The organism is Mesorhizobium amorphae (assembly GCF_014843845.1).
In the GTDB taxonomy this organism is placed as follows: domain Bacteria; phylum Pseudomonadota; class Alphaproteobacteria; order Rhizobiales; family Rhizobiaceae; genus Mesorhizobium; species Mesorhizobium amorphae_A.
Window position 1 is genome coordinate 79,708 of sequence record NZ_JHQS01000051.1, and the last position, 17,786, is coordinate 97,493.

Sequence of the window (17,786 nt, forward strand, 5' to 3'; positions counted from 1 at the left end):
GGTGCTGCCTCACTCTATTCGCCTGATCCTGCAGCATCTTTCTGCATAATTCGCCTGAACTCTCGAGGAGTCATCGAATAGTGCTTCTTGAATGCGCTGCAGAAATGCGCAGTGTCGCTGAAACCTGTTTCGTAGGCGATTTCGGTTACGCTGCGCCGGCGACTGTTCAGGAGTTCGCGCGCCGCCATCAAGCGAATCTGTCGCCAGAACGCTGCAGGAGCCATCTGCAGATCGGCATGGAAGGCGCGGTTCAATCGTGTTTTTGTGGTGTTCAGCGATAGCGCCAGATCCTCGACCGAACATGGCGAATCGATGCGGGTCTCCATCGTCTTCACGGCCTCCACCGTCAGCCGCGCTGCGCTGCCAAGGGCTTCCTCGTAGGGCTTTGCCTTGAGGACGATCCGGGATTCTTCCGGTTTGAAGAGAAGATAGTTCAGAGCTTTCCGGGCCCGGCCCGCATCGCTGTATCGCGCGATCAGGAACGCCGCGATGTCGATGGCGACGATGCTGCCCGGGCACGTGATGATGTTGCCATCGATGACGTAATTCTGGCTCGTCGCGGGATTGCTGTTTGGAAACCTGCTCAAGAACTCGCCCAAAGTATCGAAATGCAATGCGCATTCGCGATGCTCCAGGAGCCCTGCCTGGGCCAGGACGAAGCTGCCCGTGCATAGACCGACAAGAGGGATTCCGCGGGCGTTTGCGGCACGCAGATATTCAAACGTCGCCTGATGGATGCCTCCAAGGTCACGTATCAATCCGCCGCATACCGCAATGCAATCGTACGCCTCGGGATCGTCCAGATTCCCTGTCGGCGTCATTTCCAGTCCGCAGCTGGCGCGCACAGGTGACGGCCCCGCCGAGATGAAATCCCAGGCGAAATAGACCTGACGGCTATGGTCCTGCTTATCCGCGGCAAGTCGAAGAGCGTCGACAAAGCTGGCCATTGGCGTCAGCGTGAAGCTCGGACAAAGGATCAAGCCGACGCGAAGGTAAGGAAGGGCCGTTCGGTTCGGCACCCTTAGCGTAGATGTCAACGCGCGCTCCCAATCCGCCTCCCGATTCAAATATTATGAAAAATGAGCCGGAATCACAATCCTCCAGTGTCGCGCGCCGCTAATCATATTAGTCACACCTAACCTGTGTCCACGATACCGGACAGATTGGGCATGACTGTGAAGCCGGCCTTTCATAGGATTCTCGAGCCGCTCCAATTGCGCCACAAGACGCTGCGCAATCGCATTACTTTCGGAGCGCACACCGCGAATATGGCCGAGGATGGACTGCCCGGCTCGCGCCACCTGGGTTACTACCGGGAACGCGCCCGAGGAGGCGCAGCCATGATCGTGGTCGAGCCGATGCCGGTTCATCAGACCGCCCGTCTGACGCGAGGCAATTTCCGCCATGATGATGACGCTGTAATCCCCGGATTCAGGGCGATCACCGAGGCATGCAAGGCCGAGGGATCGGTCATGGTCCATCAGCTCTATCATGTCGGACAGCATGGCGATTTCGACAATTCGTACAGCGCGAACTGGTCCCCCTCCGGCCTCCCGTCCTACCACGACGGAGACGGCAGTCACCGCATGCGAGAAGCCGAGATCGAGGAGATAATCGAGGGCTTCGTTCGCGCGGCTGTGCGGGCGAAGGCGTGCGGCTTCGATGGGGTGGAGCTGTTCGGGCCCTACAACTCGCTCATCGAGCAGTTCTGGCTGCCCTGGTCAAACCGCCGCGACGACCGATGGGGCGGCTCGTTCGAAAACAGGATGCGGTTCTCGACCGAGATCACCTCGCGCATTCGTGCGGCCGCGGGCGACGAATTCATTATCGGGCTCGCCTCGAGCATCGATACCTCAGTCGACATCGGAATGGGTACCGAACTTCTCCAGGAAATCGCCGCGTACCACGATACGCGTGCTCTGATCGACTACATCACTTGCGGCACCGGCAGCTATTTCGACCACGCCTCAGTCATGCCCACGTTTCTCTTCGCCGACAAACTCGGCGCTCCCAATGCGCAGGCGCTGAAGGAGGTCTGCAAGCACATACGCGTCCAGGCTGAGAGCCACATCCGAACGCCCGAGAACGCAAATGAAGTCATATCATCGCGACAGGCGGACATGGTCAGTATCGTGCGAGGCCAGATCGCGGATCCGTACTGGGTCAAGAAAGTGGCGAGCGGCCGTGACACCGAGGTCCGGGGCTGCATCTCCTGCAACCAGATGTGCTGGGGAAGACGCTCGAGGGACTATTGGATCTCGTGCCTCGTCAATCCGTCTGCCGGCCGTGAATTCGAATGGGGAGGCGACACGTTCATTCCGGCCATAACACCGAAGCGCGTGCTGGTGGTGGGAGGCGGACCGGCCGGACTCGAAACGGCTCGCGTCGCGGCCGAACGTGGCCATAGCGTGACGCTCGCAGAAGCCGCCCCGCAACTCGGCGGACAGTTCAGGCTGGCCGGCATGCAGCCGCGCCGGTCGCAGATCGTAGAGTTGGTCGATTGGTACGAACGACAGTTGACCCGGCTGGGCGTACGGGTGCTGCTCAATGCGCCGCTCGACGCTGCGGAGATCGCCGGGCACGACGTTGATGAAATCGTCATCGCGACCGGTTCGCAACCTGCCGGGACAGGCTTCCAGCGCGGCTTGCCGGGGCAGGATCGTCTGCCAGGGGCGGACTTGCCGAATGTCTGGTCCGTCGAGGACGTGATGACGAGGACGGCGCGGTTGGGCGACCATGTCCTTCTCATCGACGACACGGGCGACTGGCGCGGGCTTGGCACGGCCCTCGAAATCGCAGCACGCGGACACCGTGTGACGGTTATCACGGCATGGCCGGTCCTCGGCCGTTACCTGCAGCGAACGGAAAGCGACGGCGTTGCGCGAGCTCGGCTGAAGATCGGGGGCGGTGGCTGGATAACAGACACGGTGGTCAAGGCATGGCACGGCGACGGCGCCACTGTCAGGTGCCATCTCGATGGGACCGAAACCGTGATCAAGGCCGACACCCTCGTCCTTGCGACCACCAACGTCTCGGACACATGGGTGCTGGACGATCTTGCGGAGCAGATACCGGCATTGCAGCCGAAGGTGATAGGCGACGCCTTGGCACCGCGGCTAGCTGTGGCGGCAATCTACGAGGGGAGGGTGCTCGGCCAATCCATTTAAACTGCTCCAACTGCCAAAGGGCAGACCAGATCCTCGGCCGACCAGGCGCGTTTCCGTGCAGTGACGGTCCCGAGATCCGAGACCCGGGCGGAATATCCCGGGGTTCAACGATTGGTTGGGCAATGCGTCAAACACAAACAATGGGAGATCCAAAATGAAGTTTTTCAGAAGCGGCGGAACCCGCGTTCCGGAAGCAGTCACGAGCATGGCCAAGGACGTTCGCGAGGGCTTTATGGACCGGCGCGAGTTCCTCGCGATTGCCAGCACCTTCGGCGCATCGACCGCGCTGGCCTACGGCATGCTTGGCCTGGCTGTGCCGGTCCCCGCCTTTGCCGAGGAAGGCAAGAAGGGCGGAACGCTTCGCGTTGCCATGGTCGTGAAGCAACAGAAGGACCCGCGTACCTATGATTGGGTCGAGATGGCCAATATCAGCCGCACCTGGCTGGAGCCGCTGGTCAAATACACCCGCGAATTCACCTTCGAGCCAATCCTTCTGGAGAGTTGGGAAATCAACGGCGACGCCACCGAATACGTGCTCCATGTCCGCAAGGGCGTAACCTGGAACAATGGCGACGCGTTCAATGCCGACGATGTCGTCTACAATTTCAACCGGTGGTGCGACAAGAAGGCGTCAGGCAATTCCATGGCAGCACGCGTCAACAGCCTGATCGACCAGAACACCGGCAAGGCGCGCGAGGGCGGCATTACCAAGGTCGATGACCACACGGTCAAGCTCTCGCTCGGCGCCTCGGATATCGCGCTCATCGCCAACCTTACCGATTATCCTGCCTTGGTCGTACACCGCAATTTTGACGCTGATGGCGCCGACCCGGCCACAAAACCGATTGGTACGGGTGCATTCGAGCTCGTCTCCTACGACGTTGGCCAAAAGGCAGTCCTCAAGCGGCGTGAGAACGGCAAGTGGTGGGGCGGCGAGGCGCTGCTCGATGGGGTCGAGTTCATCGACTACGGCACCGATCCAAACGCCATGGTGAACGCGTTCGAGTCGGGTGAGGTCGATCTCAACAATGAAACCGGGGCGGACTATGTCGAGATCCTGGACGGGCTTGGGCTCAAGAAAACAGAGATACAGACGGCGACTACGCTCGTTGCGCGCACCAACGTCACGAAAAAGCCTTACGACGACAAGCGGGTGCGCAACGCGCTCCAGATGGCAGTCGACAACAACGTCGTGCTTCAACTCGGCTACGCCGGGCGCGGCACAGTGGGCGAAAATCATCATGTCAGCCCAATTCATCCCGAATACTTCCCCCTGCCTAAGAAAGCTCGCGACGTGGAAGGGGCCAAGAAACTCATGGCCGAGGCCGGCCAGGCGGATTTCGAGCACGAGTTGATCACCGTGGACGATGATTGGAACAAGAGCACCGGTGATGCGATCGCTGCCCAGCTTCGCGACGCAGGCATCAAGGTCAAGCGCACGGTACTGCCTGGCTCGACCTTCTGGAACGACTGGACGAAGTATCCTTACTCCTTGACGGTTTGGTACATGCGCCCGCTTGGAGTCCAGGTTCTGGCGCTGGCCTATCGTTCCGGCGAGGCCTGGAACGAGACAAGCTACTCCAATCCGGAATTCGACAAGAAGCTCCAGGAGGCTCTGTCGGTGAGCGCCCCCGAGAAACGCCGTGAGGTGATGAAGGAGGTCGAGGCCATTATTCAGGACTCGGGGATCATCATCCAGCCCTATTGGCAAAAGCTCTACAATCACATGAGTGAGAAGGTGAAGAACTACTCCATCCACCCAACGTTCCAGATAGATCTGCAGAAGGTCTGGCTGGAACAGGCCTGACGAAAAGGCCAAGTGGCGGCCGCGAAAAATCCCCTTGCTTCGGAAGGAAAATTTCGCGGCCGCCACTTCAGTCCTGTTTTGGGCGCCCGAACGCGGCGCGCAATTCGTCCTTTGCCTCCTCCAGCACCTTCCGGCGCTCCTGCGGCAGGTTCTTGCCGGCGCGGTTGATGTAGAAATTCAGCATCGACATGGCGGACTGGAACGGCTCGGCATTGCGGCGGTCGCTGTGCTCGGCCGATCGCTTGAGCGAGGTCGCGATCTTTCTGGCATCATCGGATTCGAAGACATGCTCCTCAAGATCCATCGCATCGCTGTGCTCGGTCACTTCGGCTGACCATTTTCTTTTCGCGGTCATAACAGGAACTCCTTCTGTGACGGGAAACGTCAGGCGGTGTGGCGGGTTCCCGCAACCGCTGAAGCCGCATCTCCTGGCGTCACGGAATTGCCCGTCGTGGCGCTGCTCGCAGTGGCGAATGCGCCGATAGTGCTGCGGAACCGGTCGATCTGCAGCACCGCGGACAGGAAACGCCTTGACCCCAATCGTCTCCAGCCAGGCGAGCAGCCCTGGCATCGACAGCGCCTATGCATGGACCCGGCTCGGCATTTCGATGCTGCTGTCGACGATCGGCGGTGTCGGCATGTGGGCAGTGGTCGTGGTGCTGCCCGCCGTGCAGGCGGAGTTCGGCGTCGACCGTGCCGCCGCGTCGGTGCCCTACACCGCGACCATGGTCGGCTTCGCCGCCGGCAATGTCCTGGTCGGACGCGCGATCGACCGCATGGGCTACTGGATCCCCGCGCTGATCGCGGCGATCGCGCTCGGCGCCGGTTTCCTTTTGGCGTCGCTGACCACATCGATCCTTCAGTTCACGCTTGTCCAAGGGCTGCTGATCGGCGTCGGCACGTCGGCGATCTTCGGCCCGCTGATCGCCGACATCTCGCACTGGTTCAGCCGACGCCGCGGCGTCGCGGTGACGGCGGCTGCTTCGGGCAACTACCTCGCCGGCGCGATCTGGCCATTCGTCATGCCGATGCTCATGAAGGAAGAAGGCTGGCGCTTCACCTATGCCGCGATCGGCGTCGTCTGCCTCGCCACCATGGTGCCGCTGGTGCTGATGCTGAGGCGCGGCGCGCCCCGCGAAGCCGCGCCCGGCTCGCCCGGCAGCCGGCCGGTCCGGCCGATCTCGCTGTCGCCGGCGGCGCTGCAGGTGCTGCTGGTCGTCGCCGGTTTCGGCTGCTGCATGGCGATGTCGATGCCGCAAGTCCATATCGTCGCCTATTGCATGGATCTCGGCTACGGCGTGGCGCATGGCGCCGACATGCTGTCGATCATGCTGGCGGCCGGCGTCGTCAGCCGGCTCGCGTCCGGCTTCCTCGCCGATCGCTTCGGTGCGGTGAAGACGCTGCTGATCGGCTCGGTGCTGCAATGCCTGTCGCTACTGTTCTACATCCCCTTTGACGGGCTTGCCTCGCTTTACGTCGTCTCGCTGGTTTTCGGTCTGTCGCAAGGCGGTATCGTGCCCTGCTACGCGATCATCGTGCGCGACTACATGCCCGCCAAGGGGGCCGGCCAGCGCGTCGGCATCGTCATGATGGCGACCATCTTCGGCATGGCGGTCGGCGGCTGGATGTCGGGCTGGCTCTATGACCTCACCGGCTCCTATGCCGCCGCCTTCTTGAATGGCATTGCCTGGAACCTGGTGAATCTGGCGGCGATCTTGCTCCTGATGTGGAAGGCGCAGCGCAGCGCGGTGGCGATGGCCTGAGGGCTGACGCCGACAGGCTCGATGTCCCAGCCCCCCAGCTGGGCCATTGGCTTGACAATGGGCAAGCGCTGCGCGACGCCAAGCTGACACGGCGTGGCGAGGGAAGCCGGGATGGACATGGCGAGAAGGGTGATGCTGCCGGAAACGAGGCCGTGAGCAAACCGCGCTCGCGCCGTGGCGGCGGCCGGCCGACCATCGCCGATGTGGCGCGCAGGGCCGGCGTCGGCGCGATCACCGTATCGCGGGCGCTGCGCGAACCGGGACGCGTCTCGGAAGATCTGCGCCGCCAGATCCAGGCTGCCGTCGACGAACTTGGCTATGTGCCCGACCCGAACGCGCGTGCGCTCGCCTCGGCGCGCGCCGAGGTGTTCGGCGTGCTGGTGCCGTCGCTGACCAACAACGTCTTCGCCGAGGTGGTGCGCGGCATCTACGACAGCCTGTCGGACAGTCCGTTCCGCATCCAGCTCGGCAACACGCACTATTCCGGCCTCGAGGAAGAGCGCCTGTTGCAGGTGTTCGGTCCGCAGCGTCCGGCGGCGCTGATCGTGGCGGGCATCGACCAGACGCCGACTGCGCGCAGATTGCTCGAGACGGCCGGCTGTCCGGTCGTGCAAGTGATGGAGACCGGGCCCGATCCGGTCGACATGCTGGTCGGCTTCTCGCATCTCGACGGCGGCCGTGCCGCAACGGAGCACATGATCGAAGCAGGTTACCGCCGGATCGGCTTCATCGGCGCGCGCATGGACCCGCGCTCGCAGCGGCGCCTGGCCGGATATCGCACGGCGATGGAGACAGCCAGCCTGTTCGATCCTCGGCTGGTGACAACCACGCCGGTGCCCTCCAGCATACCGCTCGGCCGCGAGCTGTTTCGCGATGCGCTGGCAAAGGTGCCGACGCTCGAGGGGGTTTTCTGCAACAATGACGACATCGCTCTCGGTGTGCTGTTCGAGTGCCACCGTGCCGCCATCGCGGTGCCGAAGACCATCGGCATCACTGGCTTCAACGATCTCGACATGATGCAGTCGGCGTTTCCGTCGATCACCAGCATCCGCACGCCCCGCTACGAAATCGGCCGACGCGCGGTTGCGATGGCGCTGGCAGCGATCTCGGGGAAGAGGCCGGAACAACGGATCGTCGACCTCGGTTTCGAGCTCAGGCGCCGCGAGAGCACAGCGCGTTGAAACACGCAGAAGCGACTGTGCGAATGCCGGTTTACACAATTTCTTGGTAGCGCTACCATCCCCTTCGCATGGGACCTCGAAGCAAAGTCAAAGACTGTTTATTATATATAAGCGACAGCTTAAGCTTGTTTATTATGTATAATATGATAGTTTTTGCATTCGCCTGAGCGGCGACGGAGGAGGGGATCGGGTCGGCATGCGGCCACCCGGAAGGCGCGGTTGGCAAGGCGGGAGGTGCCTTGGCCAAGCCAGGCGCGAGACGTCACGACACATACCAACAAGAACTGCAACTGGGAGGAATATCGATGATCAAGTCACTCGTTGGTGGCATCGTTGCCGCCACTGCATTCGTCATGTTGAGTTCGTCGGCGATCGCCGAACCTGAAATCGTCAAGGGCCCGGCCGCCGAGCCGGACTGCTTCGCGCCCTGGGCGGCCGACACGCAGTTCTTCAAGTTCCCCAGGAAGGAAGGCCCCTACCGCATCGCGCTGGCCAACGGCTATATCGCCAACACCTGGCGCATCCAGATGATCCAGACGGCAAAGGCCTATGCCGCACAAAAGGACGTCGCGGCGAAATTGAAGGAATTCAAGGTCGTATCGACCGGTGAGGACGTGCCGGCGCAGATCTCCGCGATCAACAACTTCATCGATTCCGGTTTTGATGCGATCGTCGTCAACGCGCAGAACCCGACCGCTTTCGGGCCGGTCATCAAGCGCGCCAAGGAAGCCGGCGTCGTGCTGGTCGCCTTCGACAACATCCTCGACACCAAGGACGCCATCAACGTCAATGTCGATCAGAAGGGCCTTGGCGAGTTGTGGGCCAACTGGCTGGTCAAGCATGTGCCGAACGGCGGCAAGGTGCTCGAAGTGCGCGGCGTTGCCGGCACGTCAGTCGACACCGACCGCCACAACGGCATCCATGAAGTCCTCAACGCTTCCGGCAAGAAGTGGGAGGTGACCGAAGTCGTCGGCAAGTGGGACGACGGCGTGGCGCAGAAGGCCACGGCCGACGCCATCGCCACCAACGGTCCCTTCGACGCCATCACCGGACAGGGTGGCGACACCGGCATCGTGCAGGCGATGATCGATGCCAAGCACGCTTTCGTGCCCTTCGGCGGCGAGACCGAGAACGGCTTCCGCAAATTCTGCGCGGCGCATGCCGCCGACGGGTTGAAATGCTCTTCGGCCGGCACCGGCCCCGCCCAGGTGGCGGTTGCCATCAAGACGGCGATCGCCGCACTCGAGGGTGAGGTCGTGCCGCAGTCGGTGAAGCTGCCCTTAGCCATCGTCGAGGATCCGAATTTCAAGGAAGGCCAGGACTACTTCCCCGACCAGTCCGACAATTTCTTCGTCGGCAATGCCTTCCCGACCTGCGGCATCAATTTCACCGCGCAGGAAATCATGGGCCAGACCAAGGCGGACCAATAGAAAGCACGCTCGGCGCCGGTCGCTTGCAATCTCAATCGTAAGACTGCCTCGGAGGACCGATGGACGGTGCGGTTCCGCTCTTTCGCATGGAAGGCATATCCAAGCGCTATGGCGGCGTGCGGGCGCTGGAAAAGGCCGAGCTTTCGGTCACACCGGGCAGCATCCACGCCATCCTCGGCGAGAACGGCGCCGGCAAATCGACGCTGATCAAGGTCATGGCCGGCGTCGTGGCGCCCGACGAGGGTCGCATGATTCTGGACGGAAGCGAGGTGAGTTTCGCCTCGCCGGCGGCGGCCAACAAGGCCGGCATCGTCTGCATCTTCCAGGAACTGTCGCTGGTTCCCGAACTCAGCGTCGCCGACAACATCGTCATCTCCGACCCGCCAACGCGTTTCGGCATGATCGACCGCAAGGCGCAGCGGCGCATCGCGGAAGAAGCGCTGGCGCGGGCGGGCGGCGCCGACATCCACCCGCTGGCGCTGGTCAAGGATCTTCCGCTCTCAAGACGGCAGATGGTCGAAATCGCCAAGGCACTGGCCAGGAAGCCGCGCATCCTGATCCTCGACGAAGCAACTTCGGCGTTGACCGCGACCGATGTCGCCAAGATCTTCGAGGTGCTGAAGCGGCTGCGGGAGGAGGGGCTGGCGCTGCTCTACATCTCGCACCGGATGAACGAGATCGCCGAGCTTGCCGACCAGTGCACCGTGTTCCGCAACGGCCGCAACGTTGCGTCCTATGCGGCCGGTTCGAAGAGCGACAACGAAGTCGTCGAGCTGATGATCGGCCGCGAATACAGCCATATCTTTCCGCCGAAACCGGTGCGCGCCGTGTCCGATGCCGCTCCGGTTCTGGAAGCGCGAAAACTGTCCTGGGCCGACCGGCTGGACAATGTCTCGCTCACGGTCGGCGCCGGCGAGGTCGTCGGCCTCGGCGGTCTCGACGGCCAGGGCCAGCGCGAGCTGCTGCTCGCCTTCTTCGGCGTGCTGCGCGGCCTTTCCGGACAGATATTGATCGACGGCAAGCCGGTGGCGATCGCCAGCCCGGCCGCGGCGCGCGACGACCGGATCGGCATGGCGCTGATCCCGGAGGATCGCAAGACGGAAGGCCTGATGCTGCCGATGACGGTGCGCGAGAACCTCTCCTTCGCCGCGCTCGACCGGCTGTCCAAAGCTGGCATCATCGACCGTGCCGCCGAACAGCGGCTGATCGACGACATGGTGGGATTGCTGGCGATCAAGACTGCCGGCCTCGACATTCCGGTCGGGGCGTTGTCCGGCGGCAACCAGCAGAAGGTCGTCATCGCCAAATGGCTGATGCGGCAGCCGCGCATCATCCTGCTCAACGATCCGACGCGCGGCATCGATGTCGGCACCAAGCAGGAGCTCTATCAGCTGATGCGCAAGCTTGCGGACGCGGGGGCGGCGATCCTGTTCTATTCGACCGACTATGACGAGCTGATCGGCTGCTGCGACAGGGTGCTGGTGCTCTATGACGGCGCGGTCAAGCGCGAGCTGGTCGGCGCCGAGATCACCGAGCGGGCGCTGATATCAAGCGCGCTCAACATCCACGGCGAGAACGCCGGCCCAAGACAGGGAGCGGACGCGTGAAAGATTGGCGCTACTGGCTTGCCGAACAGCGCGGAACGCTGCTGGCGTTCGGCATCTTCATCGCCATGTTCGTCATCTACACGACGAACCATCCGGCGGGCTTCACCGCCAATGTCGTCCAGACGGCCTCGAACAAGGGCGTGCTGCTGGCCTTCGTCGCCATGGCGCAGACGCTGGTGGTGATCACCGCAGGCATCGACCTCTCGGTCGGCATGATCTTCACGCTGACCAACTGCCTGGCGTCCTGGCTGGTCATCGGCACCGGCATCGAGACCGCTTTCGGGGTCGTTGCCGTGCTTGGCACCGGGCTGCTGTGCGGGGCGATCAACGGCGCCATCGTCATCTACGGGCGCCTGCAGCCGATCGTCGCCACCATCGCCACCGGTGCCGTCTATTTCGGCATCGCGCTGCTGCTACGGCCATTTCCGGGCGGTTCGGTCAATGAGGATCTTGCCGACGCGCTGACCGGGCGCCTGTTCGGCGTCGTGCCGGCAAGCCTGGTCGTGCTGCTCGCCGTCGTGCTTATCGTCTGGGTGCCGTTCAGCCGCTCGGTGCTCGGCCGCGCGGCTTACGCGGCCGGCTCCTCAGAAACGGCCGCCTACATGTCCGGGGTGCCGATCCGGCGCGGCAAGTTTGCCGCCTATGCGCTTGCCGGGCTGCTGGCGGCGATCGGCGGACTGTTCCTCACCTTCTTCACCTATACGGGCGATGCCGCCTATGCCAGCGGCAACGCCTACACGCTGTTTTCGATCGCTGCAGTGGTGCTCGGCGGCGTCTCGCTGTTCGGCGGCAAGGGCAGCGCCATTGGTGCCATCTTCGGCGCGCTCGCCTTCCGCACCATCGGCGACCTGCTCTTCGTCTTCGATTTCGATCCGCTCTGGCAGCCGCTGTTCCAGGGCGTCATTCTCCTGATCGCGGTCAGCCTTGGCGCCTTCGCCCTTTTCAGAGTCCGCAACCGGCTGGAGTGGTTCCTGTGAGCGAGACGACGATGAACGGCATCGCCAACCGTATGCCCAAATTCATCCGCCGCGCTGACCCGGCCGTCGTCACTGCCTTTGCCTGCATCGTGCTCTTGCTGTTTCTCGGCAGCCTCTATTCGCGCAGCTTCCTGTCGCCCGAATATCTCCTGCAGCAGCTCAAGGTGGCGTCATTCCTCGGCGTCATCGCCACCGGCATGATGCTGGTCATCCTGCTCGGCCAGATCGACCTGTCGGTGCCGTGGTCGGTGGCGGTCGGCGCCATGATGGCCTGTGCGGCGGCGGCTTACGGTCCCGTCGGCGTGGCGCTCGCTATTCCGTTCGGCATTTTCTGCGGGGTTGCGATCGGCGTCGTCAACGGCATCGGCGTTGCCTATCTGCGCATTCCCTCGATGATCATCACATTGGCCACCAACGCCGTCGCGCAAGGTTTGATGGTGGTCTACACTGGAGGCTTCTCGCCACAGGATTCGGCGACAGGAGCGATGCGCTACCTGGCGACCGGCTTCGCCATCCCGGCGGTTCCCAACGCCGTCATCATCTGGGCGCTGATCGGCGCGGCGATGGTCTTCGTGCTGACCCGCACCGGCTTCGGCCGCACCGTCTATGGCATCGGCAACCGCGAGCGCGCCGCCTATCTATCCGGCATCGACACAAGGCGTGTGGTGATGATCGCCTTTGCCGTTTCCGGCGGCCTCTCTGCTTTCGGCGGCGTGCTTCTGGCTGGCTATGCCTCCAAGGCGGCGCAGTCGATGGGCGATGCCTATCTGTTGCCGTCGATCGCCGCGGTGGTGCTCGGCGGCACCTCGATCCTCGGCGGGCGCGGTTCCTATCTCGGCACGGTGGCTGGCGTGATCCTGATCACGCTGCTGCAGTCCATTCTTTCGGTCATGCAGATGCCGGAAGCGGGGCGGCAGATCATCTACGGTGTCGTCATCGTCGCCATGCTGCTGCTCTACGGCCGCGCGCCGGCAAGCCGCTGAGCCGTGGACGAGAAGGCAACACCGCCGGCACCGGCGCGAGCAGACGAGACCCAACAGGTGTCGGTCATCGTTGTGATGGGGGTCGCCGGCAGCGGCAAGTCGGCAGTCGGCGAGGCCCTGGCCGAAGCCCTGGGCGCGGCTTTCGTGGAAGGCGACAGGCTGCATCCGCCCGAAAATGTCGCTCGCATGGCGAGCGGCGAACCACTCACCGATGCGCTGCGCGCAGGCTGGCTCGACGCCATCGGCCAGCGCATAGCTGGCTCCCTCGCCGGCGGACAAAGCGTCGTCGCCGCCTGCTCGGCGCTGAAGCGCAGCTATCGCGACCGGTTGCGCGGTTTTTGCGCCGACATCGTTTTCGTCTACCTGGAGATCGACCGCGAAACCGCCAGGCAGCGCGTCGGCCACCGCAAGGGGCATTTCATGCCGGCAAGCCTGGTCGACAGCCAGTTCGCCATCCTGGAAGCGCCGGCGCCGGATGAACGCGCCCTGACCCTCGACGGCACCGGCTCCATCTCCGACATCGTCACCGGGACCGTCGGCCTGCTGGGTCGCAAGACCTTATGAGGTCCCCGTCTCGCTTTCCGTCACGTCGTCCGAGCGCTCGGTGAGCCTCGGGGCGGCGGACCATGCCATCATCTGCTCGGGATGCAGCTTCAGCGCTTCGAGGACGCGGTCGCGCTTGAGCAGGATGTAGCGCGCCTGCAGTTCCAGGTTCTTTGCCGCCATGTCCTTCGTCGCGGGCGCGGCCGATGCCGGCTTTTCCCCCGCCACGAGTTCGGGACTGATGACCGCCCGGTAGTCGCGGAAGGGGACGATCTCGAAGGTCGACATCGCAAACAGCGCCGTGCCGCCTCTGGCGGCGAAATTCGCCGGCGCCGAGGCCAGATGGGCCCAGCCGCTTTCGCCGATGGCGGCCTCGGTGAATGTCGTGCCGGCGTGGATGGTGTTGGTCATCAGGATGATGCCGTTTTCCCTGAGAATCCTTTGCATGCGCACGGTCACCTGATAGGCGTCGCCGCGCTCGAACACGACCCGACTCTTCAGGAAGCGGTTCTCCACCACGACCAGCGGCCGGTTCAGAAAGCGCAGGCCGAAGATCGTGTCCGAGAAGCCGTGGAAATCGACGCTCACCTGGTGGGCTTCGACGCCGGCTTCGTGCAATGCGCGCTTGCCGATGATGGTCTGGGCGGTGAACTGATCGCACCAGATGATGGCGCCGCGGCCGCGCTTCAGCGCAGCAACCAGGCCTTCGAACCCCTCCAGCCGGATCGCCGGCGACCAGCCCCAGCCGGTCAGGTGCGCGGCAAGCAGCAGCTGCCGGCGATGGGTGGCGGCAAGCAGGCCCCGGAACAGCGCCTCCGGGTCGATGCCGCTGCCAAGCACCGCGCGGACCGCGGCTGCGTAGCGCGAAAAGTCCTTGCGGAGATGCCGCTTCAACCGGAGCTTCGAAGTCCAGCCGCAGATTGATGTCCACCAGGCGACAGGCAGCACCGCAGCGACAGCGAGATAGAAGCCGAGCAGCAGGCTCTCGCGAAAATCCCGGTTCGAGAAGCGGCGCAGCTTGCCGGGCCTGACCAGCTTGCGGCTGAAGAACCGCACCGGCTCGCCGCGCTCCGGGACGAGCACGTCGGCGATGATTTCGGTGTGGTAGCTGGCGGCGGATGGTGCGCGGTTGGCCCTACGGGATTTTCCGAACCACGGCAGCTTCATCCGATCGGTGTCTCGCCTGTTCCTGGGTTGCGCCCAAAAGCCTCTACTGCGTCCGCAGCGGCGGCGCAATTGGGTGCCAGACGGGGTGTTGGGCGCCGAACAGATGGAAAGCCGGAACTTCGGTCAGATCTGTGAGGTCAGTTCGACCGGGAAATCGTCATTGTCGGCGTCGCGCATGGCGGCGAGGCTGCGGTTGTCGAGCACCTCGGCGATTGCCTGGCGCACCTCCAGCATCATGTGCCGGACCTGGCAGGTCGCCTCGTCGCAGTCCTCGCAGCGCTGATATTGCGTGCGGCTGGCGCAAGGGATCGGCGCCAGCGGCCCGTCGAGGACGCGCACGACATGGCCGATCTTGATCTCGGAGGCCGGCCGGGCGAGGCGATAGCCGCCTTCCTTACCCTTGCGGCTCTGGACGAAGCCGGCGTTGCGCAGTTCGCCCAGAATGGCGTCGAGGAATTTCTTCGGGATGTTGTTGGCGACGGCGATGTCGTTGACGAAGGCCAGCTGGCCAACCGGCAGGCCGGAAAGATGCACGAGGGCCTTGAGGCCGTATTTGCCCTTTTTTGTCAGCATGCCCTGATCAACCCATGAAGCCCCAACCACCCGGATCTGGCGGTTGTTTGTGTGCAAATCATGACGTTCTGGCCGCGCAACGCCGTTTCGCGAAACAATCCGCCCCGGCGGCAGGGTAGGCACAAACGCGTTGATTCTTTGTAACGTTCTTCACAGATGACGCCGAGATTTCGTCGGAGACGGATTGCCGGCGCATGAAACGAAGACAGCCGGCAAAGCCGGCTGTCTTGCCCAGTCCATGAGGCTACGGTCCAGAGCGGTTCAGAAACGCTGACCCGCCCTAACTCTTTGGTTTTCCACAATTCCGAACGGAAAACCGCTACGCACTTTTCCTGGAATTGCTTTAGCGGGCGCCGTAGACCTGGTCGAGCAGGCCGCCAGCGGCGAAGTGTTCGGCCTGCACCTTGGCCCAGCCGCCGAAAACATCGTCCACCGTCAGCAGGCGGACATCGGGGAACTCGGCCTTGTACTTGGCGGCGACAGCCGCGTCGCGGGCTCGCAGGCCGTTGCGGGCGGCGATGTCCTGTCCCTCGGGCGTATAGAGGAAGTCGAGATAGGACTTGGCGAGATCGCGCGTGCCGTGCTCATCGGCGACCTTGTCGACGATGGCCACCGGGAACTCCGCCAGCAGGCTGACCGAAGGCGTGACCTGTTCGAACTTGTCGTCGCCATATTCCTTGCGGATCCCGCGCGTTTCCGACTCGAAGGTGATCAGCACGTCGCCGATCTCGCGCTGCACGAAGGTGGTGGTGGCCGCGCGGCCGCCAGTGTCGAAGATCGGTACGTTGTTGAACAGCTTGGTGACGAACTCCTTCACCTTGGCGTCGTCGCCCTTGAAGGCCTCCTTGGCGTAGGCGGTGGCGGCGAGATAGGTGTAGCGCGCATTGCCCGACGTCTTCGGATTGGGGAAGATCACCTGGACGTCGTCGCGCACGAGATCGTTCCAGTCCTTGATGTGCTTGGGGTTGCCGGCGCGCACGAGGAAGGACGGCAGCGAATAGAAGGGCGAGGCGTTGTCGGGGAAATCTTTCTGCCAGTCGGCCGAGACGAGGCCCTTCTTGACCAGGAAATCAACATCGATGACCTGGTTGAAAGTGACCACATCAGCCTCCAGCCCTTCGGCGATGGCACGCGCCTGGGCGGAGGTGCCGGCATGCGACTGGTCGATGCTCACGCCCGGATGCCCGGCGATGAAGGCCTTGTTGACTTCGACGAACAGTTCGCGGCCGACGTCGTAGGAGGCATTCAGCAGCCTGTCGGCCGACCAGGCCTGGGAGGATGCGAGAACGAGGGCGGCAAGCGCTGCGGCGCCAAGCAAAAATCGCTTCATGAAAACAGGCTCCTTGAGAATATCGCGAGGGCGCAAACATAGCCTGACAGGGTCCGGCGAGGCGAGAGACGCGATCGAGGCTATGACGCCGCTGCCGGAAAAATACCGCTGAAACAGCCGCTTGATAGGATTTTCTTTCAAGCAGAGTCAAACCGCCCATGCCGCCACAACGGGCGGCTTTAGGCTTACATCAGGAAATTTCCAAGCTGGCCTAAGCAGCCGGAAAGAGCTTCCAGCGCCTGGGACGGAATGCGACGCGGCTCTTCTGCGCCGCCGGATGATCGACGGGCAGTTCGATCTCGACCCGCTGGCGCTCGCCGCCGATCTCGAGTTCCACCCGCCTTGTGCCGGCGACGCGGCGGCTGGCGGCGACGGTGCCGGCGATGCAACCGCTGCAGCCGTCGACCAATTCGACATCGTGCGGGCGGAAGTAGAGCATCGCTTCGCCGGAAGGCGCATGCGCCGCCGACAGCCCGATCGGCCCGTCGGCGAGCCAGATATCGCCATTGTCGACCTTGACGGGAAGCGAACTGGATTCGCCGATGAAGCCATAGACGAAGGGCGAGTTCGGCGTGTCGTAGATCTCGTCCGCGCTGCCGACCTGCTCGATGCGGCCCTGGCTCATCACCACCACACGGTCGGCAAGCTCCAAAGCCTCTTCCTGGTCGTGGGTGACGAAGACTGTGGTGTGGCCGGTGGCGTCATGGATATCGCGCAACCAGCGGCGCAGTTCCCGGCGCACCTGGGCATCGAGCGCACCGAACGGCTCGTCGAGCAACAGCACCCTGGGTTCGATCGCCATGGCGCGGGCGAGAGCCACGCGCTGGCGCTGGCCGCCCGAAAGCTGCGCCGGATAGCGCTTTTCCAGCCCCGACAACTGGACAAGGTCGAGAAGTTCTGACGCGCGGCGGCGGATCTCTTGCGCCGGCGGGCGCGACGACCCGTGCCGGACTTTCAGGCCGAAGCCGATATTGTCGGCGACCGTCATATGCCGGAACAGCGCATAGTGCTGGAAGACGAAGCCGACATTGCGCTCCTGGATCGACTTTTGCGAAGCGTCCTCGTCGCCGAAGAAAATGGCGCCCTTGGTTGGCCGCTCCAGCCCGGCGATCAGCCGGAGCAGGGTGGTCTTGCCGGAACCGGACGGCCCGAGCAACGCGATCAGTTCGCCGGACTTGATGTCGAGCGATACGTCGTGGAGGGCCGGAAACCGGTCAAACTCCTTGCGTACGTTTGCAACGCGAACTTCCATCAACCG

15 protein-coding genes are annotated in these 17,786 nt (G+C 63.4%); 9 read left to right on the plus strand and 6 right to left on the minus strand.

Translation table 11 applies throughout. The annotated features are described in order from the left end of the window. Window positions 1-14 precede the first annotated feature (14 nt). Window positions 15-947, minus strand: a complete 933-nt coding sequence (locus tag DH08_RS18845) for a GlxA family transcriptional regulator (protein WP_192180760.1) — start codon at window positions 945-947, stop codon at window positions 15-17. A gap of 222 nt (window positions 948-1,169) precedes the next feature. Between DH08_RS18845 and DH08_RS18850 the strand changes: the two genes are divergently transcribed. Beyond that, window positions 1,170-3,167 carry an oxidoreductase gene (locus DH08_RS18850; RefSeq protein WP_192180761.1) on the plus strand — a complete coding sequence of 666 codons (1,998 nt, stop codon included), beginning with the start codon at window positions 1,170-1,172 and terminating at the stop codon, window positions 3,165-3,167. Window positions 3,168-3,321: 154 nt separating this feature from the next. Beyond that, complete coding sequence (locus DH08_RS18855) at window positions 3,322-4,974, plus strand: ABC transporter substrate-binding protein (RefSeq protein ID WP_192180762.1); 1,653 nt, start codon at window positions 3,322-3,324, stop codon at window positions 4,972-4,974. A 67-nt stretch (window positions 4,975-5,041) separates the two neighbouring features. On the opposite strand, the gene DH08_RS18860 is transcribed toward DH08_RS18855, so the two are convergent. After that, window positions 5,042-5,329, minus strand: a complete 288-nt coding sequence (locus DH08_RS18860) for a DUF3175 domain-containing protein (RefSeq protein ID WP_192181038.1) — start codon at window positions 5,327-5,329, stop codon at window positions 5,042-5,044. Window positions 5,330-5,504: 175 nt separating this feature from the next. Between DH08_RS18860 and DH08_RS18865 the strand changes: the two genes are divergently transcribed. From DH08_RS18865 to DH08_RS18895, 7 genes are all read left to right on the plus strand, one after another. Continuing rightward, complete coding sequence (locus DH08_RS18865; protein ID WP_192180763.1) at window positions 5,505-6,737, plus strand: MFS transporter; 1,233 nt, start codon at window positions 5,505-5,507, stop codon at window positions 6,735-6,737. A 152-nt stretch (window positions 6,738-6,889) separates the two neighbouring features. Further along, complete coding sequence (gene gntR / locus DH08_RS18870; protein WP_192180764.1) at window positions 6,890-7,918, plus strand: HTH-type transcriptional regulator GntR; 1,029 nt, start codon at window positions 6,890-6,892, stop codon at window positions 7,916-7,918. A gap of 305 nt (window positions 7,919-8,223) precedes the next feature. Then, window positions 8,224-9,348, plus strand: a complete 1,125-nt coding sequence (locus DH08_RS18875) for a sugar ABC transporter substrate-binding protein (RefSeq protein WP_192180765.1) — start codon at window positions 8,224-8,226, stop codon at window positions 9,346-9,348. Window positions 9,349-9,407: 59 nt separating this feature from the next. Then, window positions 9,408-10,955 carry a sugar ABC transporter ATP-binding protein gene (locus tag DH08_RS18880; protein WP_192180766.1) on the plus strand — a complete coding sequence of 516 codons (1,548 nt, stop codon included), beginning with the start codon at window positions 9,408-9,410 and terminating at the stop codon, window positions 10,953-10,955. Beyond that, window positions 10,952-11,932: an ABC transporter permease subunit gene (locus DH08_RS18885; protein ID WP_192180767.1), complete on the plus strand. Its 981-nt coding sequence runs from the start codon at window positions 10,952-10,954 to the stop codon at window positions 11,930-11,932. The genes DH08_RS18880 and DH08_RS18885 overlap by 4 nt, the downstream gene beginning before the upstream one ends. Then, window positions 11,929-12,915 carry an ABC transporter permease subunit gene (locus DH08_RS18890; protein WP_192180768.1) on the plus strand — a complete coding sequence of 329 codons (987 nt, stop codon included), beginning with the start codon at window positions 11,929-11,931 and terminating at the stop codon, window positions 12,913-12,915. Before DH08_RS18885 ends, DH08_RS18890 begins: the two co-directional genes overlap by 4 nt. A 3-nt stretch (window positions 12,916-12,918) precedes the next feature. Further along, window positions 12,919-13,479 (plus strand): gluconokinase, encoded by a 561-nt coding sequence (locus tag DH08_RS18895; RefSeq protein WP_428338626.1) that lies wholly within the window; start codon window positions 12,919-12,921, stop codon window positions 13,477-13,479. On the opposite strand, the gene DH08_RS18900 is transcribed toward DH08_RS18895, so the two are convergent. The 4 genes from DH08_RS18900 to DH08_RS18915 all read right to left on the minus strand — a co-directional run bounded on the left by DH08_RS18900 (window position 13,474) and on the right by DH08_RS18915 (window position 17,780). Beyond that, window positions 13,474-14,625, minus strand: a complete 1,152-nt coding sequence (locus tag DH08_RS18900; protein ID WP_192180770.1) for a hypothetical protein — start codon at window positions 14,623-14,625, stop codon at window positions 13,474-13,476. The genes DH08_RS18895 and DH08_RS18900 overlap by 6 nt on opposite strands. Before the next feature lie 123 nt (window positions 14,626-14,748). Next, complete coding sequence (locus DH08_RS18905; protein ID WP_006202816.1) at window positions 14,749-15,198, minus strand: RrF2 family transcriptional regulator; 450 nt, start codon at window positions 15,196-15,198, stop codon at window positions 14,749-14,751. 343 nt (window positions 15,199-15,541) lie between these two features. Then, window positions 15,542-16,528 carry a sulfate ABC transporter substrate-binding protein gene (locus tag DH08_RS18910; protein ID WP_192180771.1) on the minus strand — a complete coding sequence of 329 codons (987 nt, stop codon included), beginning with the start codon at window positions 16,526-16,528 and terminating at the stop codon, window positions 15,542-15,544. Window positions 16,529-16,739: 211 nt separating this feature from the next. Further along, a complete protein-coding gene (locus tag DH08_RS18915) occupies window positions 16,740-17,780 on the minus strand; it encodes a sulfate/molybdate ABC transporter ATP-binding protein (RefSeq protein ID WP_192180772.1) in 1,041 nt (346 codons plus the stop codon). Between the last annotated feature and the right edge of the window lie 6 nt (window positions 17,781-17,786).

Coding starts and splice junctions, on each gene's coding strand:
- DH08_RS18845 (WP_192180760.1), bottom strand. CDS start 947: ATGGCCAGCTTTGTCGACGCTCTTCGACTTGCCGCGGATAAGCAGGAC.
- DH08_RS18915 (WP_192180772.1), bottom strand. CDS start 17,780: ATGGAAGTTCGCGTTGCAAACGTACGCAAGGAGTTTGACCGGTTTCCG.
- DH08_RS18860 (WP_192181038.1), bottom strand. CDS start 5,329: ATGACCGCGAAAAGAAAATGGTCAGCCGAAGTGACCGAGCACAGCGAT.
- DH08_RS18910 (WP_192180771.1), bottom strand. CDS start 16,528: ATGAAGCGATTTTTGCTTGGCGCCGCAGCGCTTGCCGCCCTCGTTCTC.
- DH08_RS18880 (WP_192180766.1), top strand. CDS start 9,408: ATGGACGGTGCGGTTCCGCTCTTTCGCATGGAAGGCATATCCAAGCGC.
- DH08_RS18850 (WP_192180761.1), top strand. CDS start 1,170: ATGACTGTGAAGCCGGCCTTTCATAGGATTCTCGAGCCGCTCCAATTG.
- DH08_RS18875 (WP_192180765.1), top strand. CDS start 8,224: ATGATCAAGTCACTCGTTGGTGGCATCGTTGCCGCCACTGCATTCGTC.
- DH08_RS18855 (WP_192180762.1), top strand. CDS start 3,322: ATGAAGTTTTTCAGAAGCGGCGGAACCCGCGTTCCGGAAGCAGTCACG.
- DH08_RS18900 (WP_192180770.1), bottom strand. CDS start 14,625: ATGAAGCTGCCGTGGTTCGGAAAATCCCGTAGGGCCAACCGCGCACCA.
- DH08_RS18905 (WP_006202816.1), bottom strand. CDS start 15,198: ATGCTGACAAAAAAGGGCAAATACGGCCTCAAGGCCCTCGTGCATCTT.